Source organism: Streptomyces sp. NPDC058086, from assembly GCF_042885015.1.
Classification (GTDB): domain Bacteria; phylum Actinomycetota; class Actinomycetes; order Streptomycetales; family Streptomycetaceae; genus Streptomyces.
On sequence record NZ_JBHVST010000001.1, the window covers coordinates 25,032 to 41,508 of the forward strand.

Annotated in this window: 14 protein-coding genes; 3 read left to right on the forward strand and 11 right to left on the reverse strand. The window is 71.3% G+C overall.

Annotation, left to right across the window (positions count from 1 at the left end; translation table 11 throughout):
• Positions 1-71: 71 nt before the first annotated feature.
• From ACFVWD_RS00120 to ACFVWD_RS00150, 7 genes are all read right to left on the reverse strand, one after another.
• Positions 72-434 (reverse strand): hypothetical protein, encoded by a 363-nt coding sequence (locus ACFVWD_RS00120; RefSeq protein ID WP_389592945.1) that lies wholly within the window; start codon positions 432-434, stop codon positions 72-74.
• Positions 427-2,130, reverse strand: coding sequence for a hypothetical protein (locus ACFVWD_RS00125; protein WP_389592946.1), 1,704 nt, complete (start codon positions 2,128-2,130; stop codon positions 427-429). The genes ACFVWD_RS00120 and ACFVWD_RS00125 overlap by 8 nt, the downstream gene beginning before the upstream one ends.
• Positions 2,131-2,367: 237 nt before the next feature.
• Complete coding sequence (locus ACFVWD_RS00130) at positions 2,368-3,357, reverse strand: malate dehydrogenase (protein ID WP_101400205.1); 990 nt, start codon at positions 3,355-3,357, stop codon at positions 2,368-2,370.
• A gap of 788 nt (positions 3,358-4,145) precedes the next feature.
• Positions 4,146-5,441, reverse strand: coding sequence for an XRE family transcriptional regulator (locus ACFVWD_RS00135; protein ID WP_389592947.1), 1,296 nt, complete (start codon positions 5,439-5,441; stop codon positions 4,146-4,148).
• A gap of 398 nt (positions 5,442-5,839) precedes the next feature.
• Positions 5,840-6,424: a helix-turn-helix domain-containing protein gene (locus tag ACFVWD_RS00140; RefSeq protein ID WP_389592949.1), complete on the reverse strand. Its 585-nt coding sequence runs from the start codon at positions 6,422-6,424 to the stop codon at positions 5,840-5,842.
• Between the two features lie 274 nt (positions 6,425-6,698).
• Positions 6,699-7,184 carry a DUF3017 domain-containing protein gene (locus ACFVWD_RS00145; protein ID WP_389593231.1) on the reverse strand — a complete coding sequence of 162 codons (486 nt, stop codon included), beginning with the start codon at positions 7,182-7,184 and terminating at the stop codon, positions 6,699-6,701.
• Positions 7,185-7,437: 253 nt separating this feature from the next.
• Positions 7,438-8,292 carry a bifunctional methylenetetrahydrofolate dehydrogenase/methenyltetrahydrofolate cyclohydrolase gene (locus tag ACFVWD_RS00150; protein ID WP_389592951.1) on the reverse strand — a complete coding sequence of 285 codons (855 nt, stop codon included), beginning with the start codon at positions 8,290-8,292 and terminating at the stop codon, positions 7,438-7,440.
• 270 nt (positions 8,293-8,562) lie between these two features.
• On the opposite strand from ACFVWD_RS00150, the gene ACFVWD_RS00155 reads away from it, so the two are divergent.
• On the forward strand, positions 8,563-9,171 hold the full coding sequence (locus ACFVWD_RS00155; protein WP_389592953.1) for a hypothetical protein: 609 nt from the start codon (positions 8,563-8,565) through the stop codon (positions 9,169-9,171).
• Between the two features lie 152 nt (positions 9,172-9,323).
• Here ACFVWD_RS00155 and ACFVWD_RS00160 read toward each other — a convergent pair whose 3' ends face one another.
• Entirely contained in the window at positions 9,324-9,752 is a 429-nt protein-coding gene (locus ACFVWD_RS00160) for a peptidase inhibitor family I36 protein (protein ID WP_101400201.1), read from the reverse strand.
• A gap of 224 nt (positions 9,753-9,976) precedes the next feature.
• Here ACFVWD_RS00160 and ACFVWD_RS00165 point away from each other — a divergent pair, with 224 nt between their 5' ends.
• Positions 9,977-11,122, forward strand: coding sequence for a helix-turn-helix domain-containing protein (locus ACFVWD_RS00165; RefSeq protein ID WP_389592955.1), 1,146 nt, complete (start codon positions 9,977-9,979; stop codon positions 11,120-11,122).
• A gap of 55 nt (positions 11,123-11,177) precedes the next feature.
• Here ACFVWD_RS00165 and purH read toward each other — a convergent pair whose 3' ends face one another.
• On the reverse strand, positions 11,178-12,767 hold the full coding sequence (purH, locus tag ACFVWD_RS00170) for a bifunctional phosphoribosylaminoimidazolecarboxamide formyltransferase/IMP cyclohydrolase (protein WP_389592957.1): 1,590 nt from the start codon (positions 12,765-12,767) through the stop codon (positions 11,178-11,180).
• Complete coding sequence (purN, locus tag ACFVWD_RS00175) at positions 12,764-13,384, reverse strand: phosphoribosylglycinamide formyltransferase (RefSeq protein ID WP_389592959.1); 621 nt, start codon at positions 13,382-13,384, stop codon at positions 12,764-12,766. The genes purH and purN overlap by 4 nt, the downstream gene beginning before the upstream one ends.
• Positions 13,385-13,849: 465 nt before the next feature.
• Between purN and ACFVWD_RS00180 the strand changes: the two genes are divergently transcribed.
• A complete protein-coding gene (locus ACFVWD_RS00180) occupies positions 13,850-14,695 on the forward strand; it encodes a hypothetical protein (protein ID WP_389592961.1) in 846 nt (281 codons plus the stop codon).
• Positions 14,696-14,815: 120 nt separating this feature from the next.
• Here the strand turns inward: ACFVWD_RS00180 and ACFVWD_RS00185 are convergent, their stop codons facing one another.
• Positions 14,816-16,399, reverse strand: coding sequence for a DUF6350 family protein (locus ACFVWD_RS00185; protein ID WP_389592963.1), 1,584 nt, complete (start codon positions 16,397-16,399; stop codon positions 14,816-14,818).
• Between the last annotated feature and the right edge of the window lie 78 nt (positions 16,400-16,477).

The following is a 16,477-nucleotide window of genomic DNA, read 5'->3' on the forward strand; positions in this document are numbered from 1 at the left end:
CGGGGTCTGGCACGCACATCTGCACTGATCAAGCCCCGTCTCCCAAAACGACCTGCTCCAAACGACAGGCCCTATCCGGCCAGCTGCGCGATCACCTGCACCACGGCCGCCGTCGACGCCAGCCCCGCCACGGCCGCGGCGGCGGTCTCCAGGCGCATCCGCAGCCGGCCGAGCCGCGCCGGGTCCGCCTGGCCCGATCTCTCGATCTCCCCCTGCACCACGGCCAGTTCGCCGTCGATCCCGGTCGTGTCGTCGGTCTGCGTGAGCAGCCGCAGATGCTCACGCAGTGTGCGGACGGCCTCCAGGAGCGCCACGGTCGTCTCGTCGGCGCCGGCCGCGGGCGGCGCCTCGTGATAGTTCGCGGTGCCGTGGTCGCCGAAGTTCACCGCACTGCGCGTGATCCGGTCGACCCGCCCGCCCGAGCCCTCAGTCATCCCTGTTCCCCTCGTTGTACGACGCGCCCCCACTGCCCATGGAGACGGCGCTCTTGCTGATCCGGCCCACCGCGGTGCCACCGCTCATCTGCCCGATGAACTGGCCGCCCGCGGCCACGTTGAAGATGTTCTGCTCGAAGCTGCCCGTCTCGCAGCCGCTGCGCCGCAGCGCCTCACGCACCCCGCTCGCGATGCGGTCCTCGACGGTCTTGATGTAACGGCTGACGTCCATCTCCTGGAACAGGGACAGCCGGTCGGTGCTGCCCATCTCCCGCACGGACACCAACGGGGCGTCCGGCGGGGCCTGTTCGGGCCGGGCCAGCCAGGTGCGCAGGCACTGGGCGAGGGTGCGCAGCATGGAGAACCCGGCCACCACACCCGTCGACGGGGCGGACAGCACCGTCCGCAGCACCTCGCGCCCCGTCGCGCCTTCCCCGGAGGCCGCGATGAAGTCGACGCGCCGGTACTCCTCGAAGATCGGCCCCAGCACGTGCGGTACGACTTCCAGGACCAGCATCCCGCCCTGCGTGTGGACGCGGACCAGCACCGAGACCACGACCTGCTCGTCCCAGGCGCCGACCCTGACGCGCAGGAAGTGACGGCGCGCCTCACCGCCCTCGTCCACCGCCCCGTCCAGGTGCAGCCGGGCCGACGACGGCTCGTACACACCCTGGTTCCGGCCCACGCCGTACGGCAGGTAGACGAACTCCTCGACCTCCAGGTCCTTGAGCCGGTCCCGGCTGGTGCGCGCGGCGGACTCCCGCAGCGCCTCCAGCTTCGGTACGACCAGGTCGAGGATCTGCCGGTTGGTCAACTGCACCGGGGGCCGGTGCCCGTTCGCCGAACCGTCGCCGGTCTGCTCGGGCAGCTTGCCGTTCAGGCCGTCGAACGGCTTCTTGGCGGGGGTGATCTCCATCGCGAACGACCAGGGCTCGTACGGCTTTCCCGCGCCGACGAACGGCCGGTGGGCGTCGTACAGCGCCACGGACGCGTGCTGCTCCCAGGTGACGGCCCGCGCGACCCGGAGCTGACGCTCGCTGCCCATGGGCAGTGCCACGGACGTACGGGCGAAGGCGTCCCGGGAGAGTTCGACGCTCATGACCGCGGCCACCTGGGAGCGGTGGGCACCGATCACGAAGGTGAGCAGGAGCGGGAAGATCACCAGAAAGGGGTCGTGCAGCAACTGGGTGAGGGCGTAGACCCAGTAGGCGATCTCCGCGGCCCGCGCCATGAAGGTGAGCCCCCAGGCGGTCGCCCTGCGCGGCAGACGCAGCCGGGCGGACTCGTCCCGGCTCGCGGCGTACATGCTCATGCCCCACCCGGACGCGGCCCGCGCGGACCACAGCAGAAAGCAGACGGCGGCGTAGAAGAACACCGCGAGGGCGCCGAACGCCTCCGCGAAGCCCTGGGCCCCCGCGTCCGCGACGCCGGTGGCTGCCCGGACCATCTCCACCAGGAAGAACACGATCCAGATGGCCAGCAGCCCGAGCCCGGTCAGGGCCTCCCTGCGGCGCGCCCGCAGCGCGTGCGCGAGCACGGCGACGACGTCGACACCGAGGGACGGCGCCGCGGGCCGCTCCTCGTGTCCTATGAGTTCGTCGATGACCCGTGCCCGGAACACGGTGTCCAGATGCACTCCGGCACACAACAGCCGTGTCGCCTCGCTGTGTGCGTACCGTCTCTCCGATTCCGTCACTGGGACCACCCCCGTGTGTCTCCCCCGGCCGCGCCCCAGCTCTCTTGAGCAGCCCTGCGCTCCCCTACCGGACCGTACGTCACGACGATAGCGAGAGTTACTCCCCGTGTACCCCCGCATACAGCGAGAAAGCACGTACGTTCGATGCGTACTTTCTGTACGCATGCGTCGGCCCCGTCCGGGACACTTCCCGGACGGGGCCGATGAGTTGCGAGTGACTCAGGTGAGTCGGGTACGTCAGATCAGACCGAGACCGCGGACCGCGTCGCGCTCCTCCTCGAGCTCCTTGACGGAGGCGTCGATACGGGCGCGGGAGAACTCGTTGATGTCCAGGCCCTGGACGATCTCGTACTGCCCGTCCTTGGTGGTGACGGGGAAGGAGGAGATGATCCCCTCGGGCACGCCGTAGGAACCGTCCGACGGGATACCCATGGAGGTCCAGTCACCGTCGGCGGTGCCGTTGACCCAGGTGTACACGTGGTCGATGGCGGCGTTGGCGGCGGAGGCGGCGGAGGACGCGCCACGGGCCTCGATGATCGCGGCACCGCGCTTGGCGACGGTCGGGATGAAGTCCTCGGCGAGCCACTTCTCGTCGTTCACGACCTCGGCGGCGTTCTTGCCGGCGACCGTGGCGTGGAAGATGTCCGGGTACTGGGTGGCGGAGTGGTTGCCCCAGATGGTGAGGCGCTTGATGTCCGCGACCGTGGTGCCGGTCTTCTTCGCGAGCTGGGTCAGCGCGCGGTTGTGGTCCAGGCGGGTCATCGCGGTGAAGCGCTCGGCCGGTACGTCCGGGGCGGCGGCCTGGGCGATGAGGGCGTTGGTGTTGGCCGGGTTGCCCACGACGAGGACCTTGATGTCGTCCGCGGCGTTGTCGTTGATGGCCTTGCCCTGCGGCTTGAAGATGCCACCGTTGGCGGAGAGCAGGTCACCGCGCTCCATGCCCTTGGTACGGGGGCGGGCGCCGACGAGCAGACCGACGTTGGTGCCGTCGAAGGCGACGTTCGGGTCGTCAGTGATGTCGATGCCCGCGAGCAGCGGGAAGGCGCAGTCGTCGAGCTCCATCGCGGTGCCCTCGGCGGCCTTCAGCGCCGGCGTGATCTCCAGGAGGCGCAGCTTGACCGGCACGTCCGCGCCGAGCAGCTGGCCGGAGGCGATGCGGAAGAGCAGGGCGTAACCGATCTGGCCGGCCGCGCCGGTGACGGTGACGTTCACGGGAGTGCGGGTCATGGCGTTCTCCGTATGACAGCAGGCGGTGGGGCGTCCCTGCCCCGGGGTGCAGGATCGTCCCCTGCGTCCACCGCAATGATCGATCAAAGGAACCGATGATCGATCTCTCGGCGTCAAGAGAGATCCGCCGTCAGGCTATCGCGCATCCAGGATCCCGGACGGCCGGGTCCCGTGTGGCCCAGCCCACAACCCCCCGGCGGGGCGGCCGTCGGTCCGGGAGAGGTTGACACGACGGCCGCCGTCGGGGTGACCGGCCGGGGCCGGATCCCGTGGGGGTACGGTGCGCCTGCCCCAACGGCGCCGGAACATTCCTGGGGCTCGGTTTTCGGGGGTGGGTTTCTTCGGCTGCAGGTGAGCGGGGGTTGCTCGCGCAGTTCCTCGCGCCCCTGAGGACGGGGCTGCGCCCCGAAATCCCGGCCGCCTGTTGTCTTTTGGCCGACGGTTGGTGGGGGCTCTTGTTGGCCGACGGTTGGTGGGGGGCTCTTGTTGACCGACGGTTGGTGGGGGGCTCTTGCTCGCACGGCCCCTCGGGGGTTTCCTCGACTGCGGGACGGTGGGGGCTGGGCCCGCAGTTCCCCGCGCCCCTAGGAGCCTCGGCTCGACCGGCGTTCGAGGACGCGGCCGAAGGCCGAACCCTACCCACCCCGGTCCACATCTCCAGCCCGTCCGGCGTTTGAGGACGAGGCCGTTCAGGCCGATGCGGGGGTCCAGGGGGCGCAGCGCCCCTGGCGGGGGTGAGGGACCGTGTTGCGCGTGCCCACCCACCCCAGCCGAGTCCCCCCGCTACTTCACTTCGTGCAGCCCTTCTGGCCCGATTTCAACGTGACGCACGCCTTCGCCTCGGCGGCGTCCTTGACGGCGATCATCGGGGTGTACGCATCGGTGGCATTGTCGACGGTCCCGGTCTGCTTGGCAGCGGTACCGGCCGTCACCTGCACCGAGTCACCGATCACGGCCTGGGTGATGCGGGCCCAGGCCGCGGCACAGGTCTTGCTGTAGCGCACCTCGACGAGGGTGGTACCGACGGTGATGCTGGTGCTGGTCGTCGCCAGTTGCCCACCGCACCCCATGTTCTCCGGGTCCTTGCCCGTGCAGCCGGCGCCACTGCACTTCACCCCCGCCGGCAGATCGGGATTGGCCGCGGCGGACGTCGAGGGCGTCTTGGGCGCGCTCTGCGCCTTCTTGCTGTCGCCGCCCCCGGTGAAGTACACGGCCGCGGCTATCACCACGAGCGCACCCACAACCCCCGCGAGGAACATCGTCAGCCGCCGCTTACGCCGCGCCGCCGCGCCCGCAGGTCCCCCCACGGGCGCACCCGGCCCACCGGTACCGACAGGCCCGGCCGGACCCACGGAACCGCCCGGACCCGCAGAACCCCCCGGTCCCGCAGCCCCCGCCGGTCCCGCAGCCCCCGCCGGAGTCGACAGCCCGTACCGTCCCCCGTCACCGGACGGCGTGGCGACGACCCCCCAGCCCCCGCCACGCGAACCCCCACCGGACGAAGGTCCACCCGAAGGCCCGCCCGAAGAGGACCCGCCGTACCCGGCACCCCCGCGCGCCCCACCCCCGAGCGACGAGGAAGAGCCGTACGACGAGTCCTCCACCTCCGTGGCGGACGGCTGCGGCGGCACTGTCGGCGACACCCCCGCGGGCCCGGCGATCCCCGGCGCGATGCCGGGCGTCGCGGTCGCGCTGCCGCCCTTGCGGGCCTGCTTGCCGTTGCTCCCCTTCGCCGGGGGCGCCCCGAACTCCCCGAGCGCGGCGCGCGCCTGGGAGATCCGGATCGCTTCCATGGTCATGTCGTGGCGCATCTCCGAGCGGCTCCACGCACGCTCGGCCAGCTCCCACATGGTCGTCAGATGGATGGGATTGGTCCCGGTCACCTCGGCCAGGGCGACGATCGCGCCCTTGGGCGCGAGGAGCCGACCGTTGAGGTACCGCTCCCAGGACGTCTTGCTGTAGCCCGTACGGTCGGCCACCGCGGCGATGCCCAGCCCGCTCCGGTCGACCAGCCGACGCAGCTGGCTGGCGAACTCCCTGACCTGCGGATCGAGTTCATCCGGCAAGTCCCTCCAACGAGGCATTACTGCTCCCCCCTGCTTCTTTCCCCCCGTACGTGCCTGACTGTTCCCCCGCGTGTTCGGCACCCCTGCGCCGAGTCCCCCCGGCCCCCGACGGTCCCCGTTCTGGCTACCCACAGGGATGCGATCGGTCAGGATCTCAGTTCCCGGGATGGGGGCGCACGGGAGCATTCGGGCCCGGGCATGCACCGTTGCACGCCCCGCGGGCTGCGGCCCATTGTCCCATCGACGTCATGGCCGCCAATCGGACCCTCGTCCTCCGCAACAGGACGTCCGCTACCGTCCCGATTGGCCACGCTATCCGGGTTGTTGGGATGGATCAGGGTAAATCCTTGAACTTGTCAAGACATCGACACAACGGGAACACAGGCGCGACCTCACCCGTCACGAGAACGCTCAGCTCACCCGAGGGTGACGGCGCCCACGACGGCGGCGAGGAGGAGGACGACGGCGAGCAGGGCCGCGTAGAGGAGGAGGCGGGGCGTACGGGACGCGGGAGGCTGCCGGGACGACTCCTCGTCGAGCAGGTCCCACCACGGGAGCGTGGGGTCCTCCTCGTAGCCGTCACGGCCGCGCGCGGCGGGCACGGCGTACGCGGCGGGGACGGCGGCTTCGGCGCCGGGAGCAGGTTCACCGCCGGGGACGGAGACGGAGCCGGGGACGGGACCGCCCGCCGGTACCCGTACGGGCGGCACGGGTGGCACGGGCTCGCGCGGCCAGGCCCGCACCGCCAGTTCCCAGCGCACCCCGAAACGTTCGGTCTCCTCGCCCGCGACACCCGCGACCCGGCACAGGGCGACGACCGCCTGCCGGGGCGGCGGCTGGCTCGCGTTGAGGTAGCGCTGCCAGGAGGACTTGCTGTACGCGGTACGCGTGCCCAGCGCGACCAGGCTCATCCCGGTGCGGTCCTTGAGCAGCCGCAACTGCTCGACGAAGTGCCGTACCTCCGCCGGAAGCTCCTCCGGCAGCGGCTGCCAGGCACCCATCGCTCACCCACCTCCCGCAGCGCTTCCCAGGCGCTCCCGTGTCGTTCCCCGTGAGCGATTGACGACGCCGGGCGGTGGACGGTTCCCGTGACACGACCCGGACACCGTGGCGGAATGGTCACTTCCGTGCCACAGGGAACTGACGGCTGTTGAACAGGCGGTGCCTGTACAGAAGGGTTGACCCGGGCGGTCCGGCCGCCCGGCCGCGGCCCGTCCTTACTCGGGGGAGGGGACGGGCCGCGCCCTGCTTCAGGGCATGCGCGGGGGTCTGGTCTCAGCGGACGGTGAAGTGCAGCGTGTCGTCCAGGAACGGAATGACCAGCCACGGGTGGGGCTGTGCCATCAGCGAGAGCAGCACGATGGCGACGCCCAGCACGCCGTACGTGAGCATGTCCGTGAAGCGGGAGCGGACCGCGAGCATGCCCACGTCGGGCAGCATCCAGCGCATCACGGCGCCGGCCAGCAGCGCGGCGCCGATCAGGACCGTGCCGAGCCGGAACACGTCGAGGGCGGTCAGCAGCAGGCCGAGTCCGACGGACGACAGCACGGCGAGGATCGGCCACTGGCGGGCCGGGGCCGAGGCGTCGCCGCCCGCCGCCCGGCCGCCGCCCTCGGGTCGCGCGGTGTCCCGCGTGAACAGGGGGAAGCGCCGTGTGGTGCGGCGCGGCTTCCCCTCTGCGTCGGGCGCGCTCACGGCGTCGGGCGCACCCGGCTCGCCCTCGGCGCCCTCCGCCTCCCGCACACCCGCCACACCGTTCACGGACCCCGCCTTCCCCGAACCGGCTTCACCGTTCACGGACCCCGCCTTCCGACGACCGGCCTCACCGTTCACGGACCCCGCCTTCCGAGGACCGGCCTCACCACTCGCGGACACCGCCTTCCGCACGACGGACTCGCCCTTCACCGCCCTCGCCCTCCGCACGGCCGACCCGCCGTTCGCGGACGCGGCCTCCCGCACTGCCGACTCGGCGTCGGTGTCGGTGTCGCGGGCCGCGGCGTCCTCGGGCCCGCCGTCAGCCGACACTGCGCTCCGCCGCCTCCACCACGTTGACGAGCAGCTGGGCGCGGGTCATCGGGCCCACGCCGCCGGGGTTCGGGGAGATCCAGGCGGCAACCTCGGCGACGTCCGGGTGGACGTCGCCGACGATCTTGCCCTCGGCGCTGCGCGAGACACCGACATCGAGGACGGCGGCGCCCGGCTTCACGTCCTCGGCGCGGATGAGGTGGGCGGATCCGGCCGCGGCGACGATGATGTCGGCGCGCTTCAGGTGCGCGGAGAGATCACGGGTGCCGGTGTGACACTGGGTGACCGTGGCGTTCTCGCTGCGCCGCGTCAGCAGCAGCGGCATCGGACGCCCGATGGTCACCCCGCGGCCGACGACCACGACCTCGGCGCCCTTGATCTCCACGCCGTAGCGGCGCAGCAGGGTGAGGACGCCGTTGGGGGTGCACGGCAGCGGGGCCGGCTCGTTGAGGACCAGCCGCCCGAGGTTCATCGGGTGCAGGCCGTCGGCGTCCTTGTCCGGGTCCATCAGTTCGAGGATGCGGTTCTCGTCGATGCCCTTGGGGAGCGGGAGCTGGACGATGTAGCCGGTGCAGGTGGGATCTTCGTTGAGTTCGCGCACCACCGCCTCGATCTCCTCCTGCGTGGCGGTCGCGGGCAGTTCACGCTGGATGGACGCGATACCGACCTGGGCGCAGTCGCGGTGCTTGCCCGCGACGTACTTCTGGCTGCCGGGGTCGTCGCCGACCAGGACGGTCCCCAGGCCGGGCGTGACGCCCTTCTCCTTGAGGGCCGCCACGCGGACGGTCAGATCGGACTTGATCGCGGCTGCGGTGGCCTTGCCATCGAGAATCTGGGCGGTCATGGCCCCATCCTCGCGGATGACCCGCTCCCGGTTCCAATCCGGGCGCCCCTTTCCCTCTGCCACCAGCCGCGATCAGCCGTGATCAGCGATGTTGCGCTTGCACAACACCTGCACAACACAATCGGAAGGGCCCTGGACAAATAGGTAAGGCATTTAGAACGATGAACATCACAGTGCCGCGGACAGTACCGGGGGGACGGACCGCTCTGTAGAACTCTCCTCCGCACCTTGCCGCGCGTCCCCGCACCAGGCAACGGAGGAAGACCCGCCATGAGTTTCGGCGACCCGAACAACCCCTACGGTCCCCCGCAGGGCCAGCCGGCCGGCTACCCGCCCCAGGGCCAGCCCGGCTACGGCTACCCCCAGGGCGCCCCGCAGCAGCCCGGTTACGGCTACCCGCAGGCCCCGTCGCTCGGCCAGCAGCCGTACGGCGGCTACCCCGGCGGCCCGATGGAGATGCCCGGCACGGTCAAGGCCGCGCGCGTGATGCTGTTCGTCATCGGCGGTCTCCAGGTGCTCGGCGCCATCCTGATCGCGATCTCGGCGCTCGCCGTCTCCGCCGCGAAGAACAACGCGGACCTCAAGAACGACGTCCAGTTCCAGCAGCTCGCGGACTACTCGGCCGGCGTCCTGTGGGGCATCACGGTCGCGGTCCTGGCGTGGGGCGTCTTCGCGATCTGGCTCGGCGTCAAGTGCGCGAACGGCGGCAGCGGCGTCCGCATCGCCGCGCTGGTGTTCGGCATCCTCACCGCGGTCCTCGGTATCTACCCGTTCATCGTCATCGGTCTGGTGCACACCGTGCTCGCCATCCTGATCGCGGTGTTCGTCGGCAAGGCGGACGGCGCCGCCTGGTTCGACCGTCCGAAGTACTCGGTCTGAGGCCACCGGCGGCACGGCTGCCACGAGGCCGACCTCCGGGGCGACTTCCGGCCATGTGAGGTAGAGGCCGTTGACGCGCAAAGAATTGCGGCGGTGGCTTCCGGCCCTCCCCCGAGGGGCCGAAAGCCACCGCCGCGCACGTGCGCCAGGGCTCAGCCGCAGTTACCGGTGATCCACTGGTGGGACCGCACCTTGTACGTACCGGCGAGGTTGCCGCCCTGCTGCTGCCGGGTGCAGCCGATCCGGCCGTTGTAGTTGGTGTTCGCGTAGAAGGCGACACCGCTGTACGACCCGGTGCCGGCGTTCCACACCGACTTCACGTTCGTCGTGGCGGCCCAGGAACACTTGATGGCGCCGCTCTGCCAGTCGGGGTCGGCGACGCTCCACGAGCACTTGCTGCCGGTGAAGTTGAAACCGGTCCAGAAGCAGACGTCACCCGACGCGCAGTCCACGGCGGCGGCCGAGGCGGGTGCCGCCGACGCGGAGGCGGGCAGGGCCAGCGTGGTGGCGGCGGCCGCGCTGACGGCGAGGGTCGCGAGCAGCGGGGAGAGGCGGCGCGGACGACGTACGGAAAGGTTCATGGGTCTGTTTCTCCTTGCGATGCGGCTGCTGGTGGTCGGACAGCCAGAAGGTGGCAACGCGCGTCCCGGCCGGGCAAGGAGACCGGGCTGGCTGGGACGCCGGGACGGCCGGACGCCCGCTACTTGGCGCGTTCTCTAACCCTTGGGACGGCCGTGGGACGGCTACTGTGTCCAGCCACTGGAACGTCTGACCAGCGTGCCGTAAGTGCCAGGGGGGAAGAGCGATGCCCGCGTGCCGGGAAACCGAACGGTTCGCCGCGTTGTTGCGTTCGCTGAAGAACCGGTCAGGTCTGAGTTACGAGGCCCTCGCCAAGAAGACCGGCACCGCCGGGTCCACACTGCACCGCTACTGCCGCGGCACTTCGGTGCCCCAGGACTACGGAAGCGTGCACCGGTTCGCCATCGCCTGCGGCGCGACCCCGGACGAACTGCGGACGCTGCACCGGCAGTGGGCCCTGGCCGACGCCGCCCGGACGGAGACGGGGACGGAGGCGGAGACGGAGACGGCGACGGCGACGGCGACGGAGGCCGCAGGAGACGCGGTGGATCCCGCAGATGCCGTTGTCGCCACTGATCTCGTGGACAGTGACGACGGTGACGGTGACGGTGACAAGGAGTCGGGGGCGGTGGAGGTCGGGCCCGTTCCGCCGGTCCGTCAGGGCCGTTTCCGTCTTGACCAGTTCCGGCAGGGCCGCTTCCGTGTCGTCGTGATCGGGGCCGTGGTCCTGACGCTCGGTGTCTCCGCCTGGGCCCTGACGACCGATCACCCGTCGTCCGGCAGCGGCGACGGCTCCGCGGCGGACGGCCGTCTGCTCTTCTCGGCCGCCTGTCAGCCCGTGGTGGCCATGGGCCAGCACGACGCGTGCGTGGGCGAGGTACAACGGCTGCTGCACGCCAAGGGCGCGGACATCGACGTCGACTCGGACTTCGGCCCGCAGACGCTGCGCCGGGTCACCGCCTTCCAGGTGTTCACCGGTCTCCAGCCCAACGGAGTCGTCGGGGACGCCACCAAGAAGGCGCTCTACACCTCGAACATACGCATGACCGTCTGGCCGCCGGCGAAGGTACGGGCGCACATCCGCGCGGTCTTCACCGACGCACCCGAAGCGGCGGTCGCCATCGCGGACTGCCAGTCGTTCCTCGACCCGCTGCACATCCTGCCCAACACCAACGGCACCCGTAACTGGGGTCTGTTCCAGATCTCCGACCTGCGCCTGCGCGAGCTGGGCGGGACCCCGCGTCAGGCGCTGGACCCGGAGTGGAACATCAGGGCGGCCAGGCGCCTGTGGAGCAAGCAGCGCGACTTCCACGACTGGCCGAACTGCGAGCGCGCGGTCAAGGGCGCCACCACCACCGCGCCCGCACGGTAGCGGCGGCCCACCGGAACCCCGGTGGACCGCCGCACACGCACCGACCTGCCGCGGATCAGTGGAAGAAGTGCCGCGTCCCCGTGAAGTACATGGTGATGCCCGCCTTCTTCGCGGCCTCGACCACCAGCTCGTCACGGACCGAACCGCCGGGCTGGACCACGGCCCTGACGCCCGCCTCGGCGAGGATCTCCAGACCGTCGGGGAACGGGAAGAACGCGTCCGAGGCCGCGTACGACCCGCGGGCCCGCTCGGCGCCCGCCCGCTCGACCGCGAGCTTCGCGGAGTCGACGCGGTTGACCTGGCCCATGCCGACGCCGACCGAGGCGCCGTCCTTGGCGAGCAGGATCGCGTTGGACTTCACCGCGCGGCAGGCTCGCCAGGCGAAGGCCAGTTCGTCGAGCTCGCCCTCGTTCAGGGCGTCACCGGTCGCCAGGGTCCAGCTCGCCGGGTTGTCGCCGTCGGCCTGGAGGCGGTCGGTGACCTGGAGCAGCGCGCCGCCGTCGATCGGCTTGAGCTCGGCCGGGTTCGCGGGCGCACGGTGGGCGCGCAGCACGCGGATGTTCTTCTTCTTGGTGAGGGCTTCGAGGGCGCCGTCCTCATACTCGGGCGCCACGATGACCTCGGTGAAGATCTCGGCGACCTGCTCCGCCATCTCCTTCGTCACCGGCCGGTTGACCGCGATCACCCCGCCGAACGCGGACAGCGGGTCACAGGCGTGCGCCTTGCGGTGCGCCTCGGCGACGTTCGAGGCGATCGCGATGCCGCACGGATTGGCGTGCTTGATGATCGCGACGCAGGGGTCCTCGTGGTCGTACGCGGCACGGCGCGCGGCGTCCGTGTCCGTGTAGTTGTTGTACGACATCTCCTTGCCGTGCAGCTGCTCGGCCTCCGCGAGACCGCCGGCGCCCGAGGTGTAGAGGGCGGCGGGCTGGTGCGGGTTCTCGCCGTAGCGCAGGGTGTGCGCGCGCTCCCAGGTGGCGCCCAGGAAGTCGGGGAGCCCGGAGGCGTCGACGGGGGCGTACTCGGAGGCGAACCAGGAGGCGACGGCGACGTCGTACGCGGCCGTGTGCTGGAAGGCCTCGGCCGCGAGCCGCTTACGGGTGGTGAGGTCGAAGCCACCCCTCTTGACGGCGGCGAGGACGTCGCCGTAACGGTCGGGGCTGGTGACGACGGCCACGGACGGGTGGTTCTTGGCGGCGGCTCGGACCATCGAAGGCCCGCCGATGTCGATCTGCTCGACGCACTCGTCGGGCGTCGCGCCCGAGGCGACGGTCTCGCGGAAGGGGTAGAGGTTGACGACGACGAGGTCGAACGGCTTGACGCCCAGCTCTTCCAGCTGCCGCTGGTGGTCGGGCAGACGCAGGTCGGCGAGGATGCCGGCGTGGACCTTGGGGTGCAGGGTCTTGACGCGGCCGTCGAGGCACTCGGGGAAGCCGGTCAGGTCCTCGACCTTGACGACGGGGACCCCGGCCGCGGCGATCTTGGCGGCGGTGGAGCCGGTGGAGACGAGCTCGACACCGGCCTCGTGGAGCCCGCGGGCAAGCTCTTCGAGCCCGGTCTTGTCGTAGACGCTGACGAGCGCGCGCCGGATGACCCGCTTGGTGCCCTCGGTGCTCTCGGCCGTGACTGTGCTGTCGGCGGTCACTGGATAACTACCTTTCGTCCCTCAATGCGATAGCCGTTGCGGGCGAGCCGCCCCACGACATCGACGAGCAGTCTTCGCTCGACTTCCTTGATGCGCTCGTGCAGAGCGCTCTCGTCGTCCTCGTCCCGGACCTCCACCACGCCCTGAGCGATGATCGGTCCGGTGTCGACGCCGTCGTCGACGAAGTGGACGGTGCAGCCGGTGACCCTCGCGCCGTACGCGAGCGCGTCGCGTACGCCGTGGGCCCCCGGGAAACTCGGCAGCAGGGCGGGATGCGTGTTGACGAACCGCCCACCGAACCGCGCGAGGAATTCCTTCCCCACGATCTTCATGAACCCCGCGGAGACCACGAGGTCGGGCTCGTGGTCGGAGACGGCCTCGGCGAGCGCGTGGTCCCACTCGTCCCGGGTGTCGTAGTCCTTGACGCGGCGGACGAAGGTCGGGATCCCGGCCCGCTCAGCCCGGGCCAGCCCCTCGATGCCGTCGCGGTCGGCGCCCACGGCCACGATCTCGGCCCCGTAGGCCTCCGGCCCGCCCGCGGCGATGCCGTCGAGCAGTGCCTGCAGATTCGTGCCTGATCCGGAGACCAGCACGACGAGGCGCTTGGTCTTGGCCACGACGGGGCCCTTTCTCGGGGGAGCGTTTGTACGGTCGTACGAATGCTTCGCGCCCCTGGATACGGGGAAGTCTACAAAGCGGCCGACCGTCAGCAACGATACCGGCACACCGGGCGGCCCCCACGGGACGGGGGCGTGGCCGGAAGGTAGCGTCTGCGGTGGATCCTCCCGGGAACACCGTTCAGCACGGGGAACGCCCTGTGCGCTTGGGACGTTGACCTGGGACGGGTAGAACGTTCGGGGTACGAGCCCCGGGGGCGATCGTCCTGGGCGCGGGCCTCGGACGGAAAACCCGGGGCAGGGACTCCGTGGAGCGGTACCCGGGGTGCGAATCCCGGGTCCTGATCCTGGAAACGAACGCCCGGGGTGCGAGCTCCGGGCAGGACGCTCGGGGTGCGCGTCGCGAGCACGATGCCGTGTGGACACGCCGCCCGCCAGAACCACCAAGGGGAAGACGCACACCTGATGCCGGACCGCAGTCTCCGACTCCCTCCGCTGCTGCTGCGCGAGCGGCGCCCTTCGCCTACCCCGCCGCGGGAGAGCGGGGACACGCCCGCGGGTGGGAACGGTTCCGCGAGCGGACGCGGCCCGGACACAGACTCCAGCACGGGCTCCGGCTCCGGCTCCGGCTCCGGCTCCGGCTCCGGCTCCGGCTCCGGCTCCGACGACAATCCCTTCGCTCCGCCGCCGGAGGGCACGCCCGACCGCCCCTGGCAGCCTCGACGTCCCGCGTCCGGCCATGGCCCGAACGAGAACGACGGTTCCGACCCCGGACAGTCCCCTTGGGGCAGTCAGTGGAGCGACCGCCAGCCGGGGCGTTCGTCCGGCGGCGGTTTCGGCGACCGTCCCGGGGCTCCGCAGGGTCAGGGCGGCCCGGAAGGTCCCGGCGGTGGGCCGGGCGCCGGAATGCGCTGGGACCCGACGGACCCCGCCCAGCGCCGCGCGCGCTACGCGCTGCTCTCCGGAATGTGGGCGTTCTTCTTCGCCCTGTTCAGCTGGCCGTACGTGGCACTGCTGCTCGGTGCGCTCGCCCTGTACTGGGGCGGCAGTGCCCTGCGCGCCAAGCCCCGCACGCCGGATCCGGACACCCCGGCCCCCGAAGCGAACACCCGCCCCCAGACGACCGCCGCGGTGAGCGGCCTCGTCACCGCGTCCCTGGCCATCGTCATGGTCGCCGCGACCTTCACCGCGCAGCTCGTGTACAGCGACTACTACTCCTGCACGAACGACGCCCTCACCAACGCCGCCAAACAGTCCTGCAACGACCTCCTCCCGAAGGACCTGAGGGGCGTCCTGGGAACGCACAGCTAGCTCGAACGCGCCCCGTCAGGGGCGCAGCCCCAGGGGATGATGGGGGGTCCCCCTGCTCGAGCGAAGCCGAGAGCTTGGGGGGAGGGCTGGGGCGGCGGGGGCGAGGAAACCGAGGGCTCCTCACTCACCCCGTTCAGGTGGCGCCGCCAAGGACGTCGCCTCCCCACCATCGGAGGGCAGCAAGTCGTACGGCTCCAAACTCGGATCCGAAGCCGGCCCGGAAGCCGGGGCAGCAGTGGCAGCGGCAGCAGCAGGGACAGCGGCAGCAGCAGGGACAGAAGCCGGAGCCGGAGCCGTCCCCGCCGACGGAGTCACCCCCACCTGACCTCCGTCCCCCCGCGACCGCCCCGCCCAGAACCCCCACGAGAACCACAACCGGCACGACCCCCACGAGAACCACGAGGGCCAAGAAACCCGCCGCCGAAGCTCCCACCCCCACAACACCACCCCCACAGGAACCCCCACCCCCACCGTCCAAGCCACCACCGCTCCCCCCACCTGCCACCACACCGGCCCGAAGTGAGCCAACGCCGCCACCCCCAACGGCCCACCCGCCACCCCGGCAAGCACCGCCATCACCAGCCCGCACATCACGGCCGCGACCCCCACCCCCACCACGACCCGCCCCCACGACCAGGCCTCACGCCCCTCCCCCGGCGCCCCCGCGGTCACCAGGAACCACGCCACCGTCATCCCCGCCGCCACCGGCACCCCCATCCCCACCTCACTCCACGCCGCCCCCGGCATCGGCACCGGCACCGGCACCGCCGCCAGCAGCGGAAACGCCGGCAACAACGGCCCCGGCCCCGCCGCGGACAACGGCCCCGCGACATGCCCGGCCCCCAGCACGACCCCGGGCCCGAGCCCGTACGCGGCCCCCCACACCGCAGCGTTCGGCACGAGCGCCAGACAGAGCAGCAGTACCGCGAACCGCCCCGACCACACCTCGGTGAGCTGCGCGAACGAGTCCCGGACGGCATCGCCGTGCCACACCAGCGACGCCGCGACCAAGAGCGAGCCACCCCCGACAAGCACCGCCGCCCCGGCCCCGGCCGCCCGCGCGGAGGCCCCGAGGAATTCGGGCGAGCAACGGCGTACGCCGGCGGGCAACACAGCGAGCAACCGCCGGACCCGCGCGGTCACGGGGAAGTCGGCGCGTCCGTACGCCGCCCACACCCCCACGCCCGTCGCACTCCCGGCGAGCAACGGCAGGCATCCGGCGGTCCACACCCACGACGGCCGCAACTCCCCGCCCGAGCAGTACAGCGCGGCCGCAATTCCAACCGTCAGATAGCCCCCGACGACCCCCGTCCACACCGTGCCCGGCTCCGCCTCGGCCTCGGCGTCCGCCACGCCGCGCGCCGCCCGGTACAGCAGCCACACGGGCAGGACGACCAGCAGCAGCGGTGTCACACCCACCGGCATGGGCTGGCCCGACAGGGTCTCGGTGCGGATCAGCTCCACGCCGTGCGAGAGCAGCCACAACGCGGCGGCCACGTGCAGCGATCCGCTCGGCCCGCTGTCCGGATAGGGCGAGCTGATCCACAGCATCATGACGAGGACGGCGAACGAACCGAGTCCGAGCCCCGCCGCGAGGGCGCCACCCAGGAGGCTGGCGCCCAGTCCGGGTGAACGGTGGCGCATCCGGGTGAGCAGGGGCGACAACGACAGTCTGCGGTCGGTCATTTGGGTCACGTCCGCCATGCTCCCAACGACACGCGCTTTCTCGTCGTAACAGGCGAACCTTGGATGTGTCGCTCAATATGCAGCTATGTACTTTTT

What these genes read in the sequence shown, in the direction of transcription:
- ACFVWD_RS00120 (WP_389592945.1), bottom strand. Translation starts at nt 434, where the DNA reads ATGACTGAGGGCTCGGGCGGGCGGGTCGACCGGATCACGCGCAGTGCG.
- ACFVWD_RS00130 (WP_101400205.1), bottom strand. Translation starts at nt 3,357, where the DNA reads ATGACCCGCACTCCCGTGAACGTCACCGTCACCGGCGCGGCCGGCCAG.
- ACFVWD_RS00135 (WP_389592947.1), bottom strand. Translation starts at nt 5,441, where the DNA reads ATGCCTCGTTGGAGGGACTTGCCGGATGAACTCGATCCGCAGGTCAGG.
- ACFVWD_RS00140 (WP_389592949.1), bottom strand. Translation starts at nt 6,424, where the DNA reads ATGGGTGCCTGGCAGCCGCTGCCGGAGGAGCTTCCGGCGGAGGTACGG.
- ACFVWD_RS00150 (WP_389592951.1), bottom strand. Translation starts at nt 8,292, where the DNA reads ATGACCGCCCAGATTCTCGATGGCAAGGCCACCGCAGCCGCGATCAAG.
- ACFVWD_RS00155 (WP_389592953.1), top strand. Translation starts at nt 8,563, where the DNA reads ATGAGTTTCGGCGACCCGAACAACCCCTACGGTCCCCCGCAGGGCCAG.
- ACFVWD_RS00160 (WP_101400201.1), bottom strand. Translation starts at nt 9,752, where the DNA reads ATGAACCTTTCCGTACGTCGTCCGCGCCGCCTCTCCCCGCTGCTCGCG.
- ACFVWD_RS00165 (WP_389592955.1), top strand. Translation starts at nt 9,977, where the DNA reads ATGCCCGCGTGCCGGGAAACCGAACGGTTCGCCGCGTTGTTGCGTTCG.
- ACFVWD_RS00180 (WP_389592961.1), top strand. Translation starts at nt 13,850, where the DNA reads ATGCCGGACCGCAGTCTCCGACTCCCTCCGCTGCTGCTGCGCGAGCGG.
- ACFVWD_RS00185 (WP_389592963.1), bottom strand. Translation starts at nt 16,399, where the DNA reads ATGGCGGACGTGACCCAAATGACCGACCGCAGACTGTCGTTGTCGCCC.